This window comes from Leucobacter faecis (assembly GCF_054456695.2).
Map to the genome: position 1 here is coordinate 1 of NZ_JBTJER020000025.1, position 2,539 is coordinate 2,539.

Here is a 2,539-nt window from a genome sequence, read left to right on the forward strand (position 1 = left end):
TGAGTATTCGGACTTCTGAGCACCGCCAGTATTCCGGTTGAGCACCGCCCGCTGAAGCGCAGTTATTGTCTGGTGAGCACCGGTGAATATTCCTTGTGAGCACCATCATGCGAAGCTCCTTCTGTCGCGCGCCGTAATCGTGCGACAGAAGGAGTAATTCTGATGGTACGTAAAATCAGGGCGAAGCTGGTCCTTCAGCTCCGCCACGATGGGCTCTCGTTCGCGCAGATCGAGGCTCAAGGGGTGTCTCGCCATAGCGTCATCAAGGTTGAACGGGCAGCAGTCCGAGAGAACCTTGCTTGGGATACCGCCGCTGAGATGAGCGAGGCCGAGGTATACGAGCGACTCTTCCCCGGGAGTGGTGACCGGGAGAGTGTCTACGAGCAGCCCGATTGGCCGAGGCTGCATCGCGAACTCGCACGGGTTGGAGTCACACTGAAACTCCTCCACGCCGAGTACCGCGATCAGTGCCAGGCCGCGGGCCGCCCCAACATGGGGTACGACCGGTTCTGCAAAACGTACGCTGACTATGTGCGCACGCAGGGCATCTCATCACGCGTAGGGCACAAGGCCGGTCAAACGGTCGAGGTCGACTGGTCAGGCCCGACGATGCAACTCACCAACCCCGCGACGGGGGCGACAACGCGCGTGTACTTGTTCGTTGCTTGTCTCCCGTTCTCACGCTTGGGCTTTGTCGAACCCAGCCTCGATATGCGCCAAGACACGTGGCTGTCTTGCCACGTCGCCATGTTTGACTGGTTTGGCGGCACGACCCCCAGGATCGTGCCCGACAACCTGAAAACCGGGGTGATCAAACATCCCCGCGAGGGAGAAGTCGTGTTGAACGACGCCTACCGAGAACTCGCCGCGCACTACTCGGCTGCCGTGCTACCGGGCCGGCCCCGCCGGCCCAAAGACAAAGCGAGCGTTGAGAACACGGTGTGGAGTGTCGCGACGTGGGTGATCGCGTCGCTGCGCCACCGCGAGTTCGCCACGCTTCCCGAGCTACGGGAAGCGATCTATGAGCAGATGGAAGCGTTCAACCGGGCGCCGTTCCAGAAACGTGCTGGCTCCCGGCAGAGCGTGTTCGACAGCGAAGAACGGCCCAGGCTCAGGCCCTTGCCCGCCGTCCCGTACGAGATCAGTCGTTGGGCGTATGGGCGCAGAGTGGGGCGAGACGGGCACGTTGTATGGGAGAAGAACCATTACTCGGTTCCCTACCCGCATGTGGGTGAACTCGTTGATGTGCGGGTCACTGAGCGAGTGATTGAGATCTATCAGGGCGGCGACCGTCTCGCTTCCCACGCCCTCGTCCCGACAAACGTCACTGGCGAATACTGCACCAGGGATGGTGATCTGCCCGACGGCCCCAAGTATCAGGAGTGGGACAGCGCGCGGGCCCGTGAGTGGGCGACACGAATCGGCCCGCACACCACGACCGTTGTCGCACGCATCTTCGCGTCTGCACCGATCGAGGAACAAGGTTTGAATGCGGCTTTGGCGGTGTTGCGGCTCTCTCGCAGGTATGCCAGTAGCCGGGTCGAGCGAGCGTGCGAGATCGCGTTGGCGACCAAGGTCAGGTCTCCTCGTTACGCGCATCTGCGCCCCATCCTCGAGACCAGACAAGACGAGACGGGGAAACGGCGTCCCCGGTTCAGCGATGCCCGGGCGACTGGCGATACCGCCGCGGCGACGGGGTATGTGCGTGGCGCTGCCTACTATGGAGGGAACGCATAATGACGATCATCGATACCGACACCAAGCACAAGCTCCGCGAAATGGGAGCCACCGCGCTCGTTGACGCGTTGACCGGGCAAGACGACACCCTCACCCTCGGGATGCCGTTTAGTGAGCGCATTAAGCTCGCCGTAGATGACGCCCATGCATCGTTCTCGCAATCCAAAATCGAAGGGCTCATCCGGCGGGCTGGCCTGCGCTACCCGGACGCTGAGCTCAGACGGCTTGATTTGCTTGAGGAGCGTGGCCTCGACCGGGGCGTCATCGCGCAGCTAGGCACGTGCACGTTCGCCAGCCGGGCCGAGAACGTCGTGTTCCAAGGGTTCACCGGGTCAGGGAAAACCTATTTGGGGTCAGCGCTCACTCGGGCGGCCTGCCAACACCAGTATCGGGCGCTCTACATCCGGATGCCTGACCTTGAAGAGGCGTGGCATGCGGCAGAGGACAAACCTGGCGGGAAGGAGAAGTTCTTGCGTAAGTATGCGGCCTACCATTTGCTGACGATCGATGAGTGGCTCCTTGACCAGCCCAGCGACAGTCTGCGCGGGATGCTCCTCGAGCTCCTCGAACGTCGTTACGACACCGTCTCAACGGTGTTCTGCACCCAATACAAGAAACCTGACTGGCATGACCGGCTCGGCGGCGACGTGCACGCCGACGCGATCATGGATCGAATCGTGCACCGCACGATCTGGGTAGAGACCGGCGAGACGAACATGCGGGAGCGTACCGCCCGCGGCTAACCCCGCCCGCTGGTGAGCAGCAGCACTTATTGCTGGTGCTCACCAGCGCGATTCCGCGG

2 protein-coding genes are annotated in these 2,539 nt (G+C 62.1%); both read left to right on the plus strand.

Translation table 11 applies throughout. The features are described 5' to 3' along the window. Positions 1 to 162 precede the first annotated feature (162 nt). Positions 163 to 1,737 (plus strand): IS21 family transposase, encoded by a 1,575-nt coding sequence (gene istA, locus ACXR2W_RS14095; RefSeq protein ID WP_458817130.1) that lies wholly within the window; start codon positions 163 to 165, stop codon positions 1,735 to 1,737. After that, positions 1,737 to 2,480, plus strand: coding sequence for an ATP-binding protein (locus ACXR2W_RS14100; protein ID WP_458817132.1), 744 nt, complete (start codon positions 1,737 to 1,739; stop codon positions 2,478 to 2,480). Before istA ends, ACXR2W_RS14100 begins: the two co-directional genes overlap by 1 nt. Positions 2,481 to 2,539 lie beyond the last annotated feature (59 nt).

Bases quoted from the DNA above. Each gene is read 5' to 3' on its own strand.
- ACXR2W_RS14100 (WP_458817132.1), top strand. From the start codon at position 1,737: ATGACGATCATCGATACCGACACCAAGCACAAGCTCCGCGAAATGGGA.
- istA (WP_458817130.1), top strand. From the start codon at position 163: ATGGTACGTAAAATCAGGGCGAAGCTGGTCCTTCAGCTCCGCCACGAT.